The organism is Natrinema soli (assembly GCF_028618695.1).
In genome coordinates this window covers 1-661 of record NZ_JAQIVI010000593.1, presented here as the reverse complement: position 1 = coordinate 661, position 661 = coordinate 1, and the positions used below count along the sequence as shown (strand labels likewise).

The following is a 661-nucleotide window of genomic DNA, read 5'->3' as shown; positions in this document are numbered from 1 at the left end:
CGGGCTCAGTCGCCCGAGTTCGGATCGGGGGGGCCTCGACGACGTCGACTGGTACGTCGGCGACATCCTCGACGACGAGACGCTGCGCGCCCTCGTCGACGGGGCCGACGTCGTCTTCCACCTCGCGGGAATCGGCCTCTGGAGCGCCGGTCCCGAGACCGTCCGGGAGGTCAACCGCGACGGGACGGAGCGCGTGCTCGAGGCCTGTCGCGACGGCGACGTCAGTCGCGTGGTGTTTACCAGCACCGCCGGCACGCGCCGCCCGAAGAACGGGAGCGATTTCGCTGACGAGACGGACGTTGCCGAGCCGATCGGTGCCTACCAGGCCTCGAAAGCCGAGGCGGAGGAACTGGTCGATCGATACGCCGAAACGGACGGAGACGCCGTCACCGTCCACCCGACGTCGATCTTCGGGCCGGGCGACGAGGAGTTCACCGCGCAACTGCTCGCGATGGGCGTCGAGCCGACGATGCCCGCTTACCTCCCCGGCGGCCTGAGCATCGTCGGCGTCTCGGACGTCGTCGACGGCATACTGGCGGCGTACGAACACGGAACCAGCGGCGAGCACTACATCCTCGGCGGCGAGAACCTCACCTACGACCGGGCGGTCGCAAGAATCGCCGACGCGGCCGGCGGTTCGCCCGCGCGGATCCGCGTTCCG

Annotated in this window: 1 protein-coding gene; it reads left to right on the top strand. The window is 70.0% G+C overall.

Annotation, left to right across the window (positions count from 1 at the left end; genetic code table 11):
• Window positions 1-661, top strand: a 661-nt coding sequence (locus tag PGX04_RS27275; protein ID WP_273741361.1) for an NAD-dependent epimerase/dehydratase family protein, incomplete at both ends; no start/stop codon positions are given.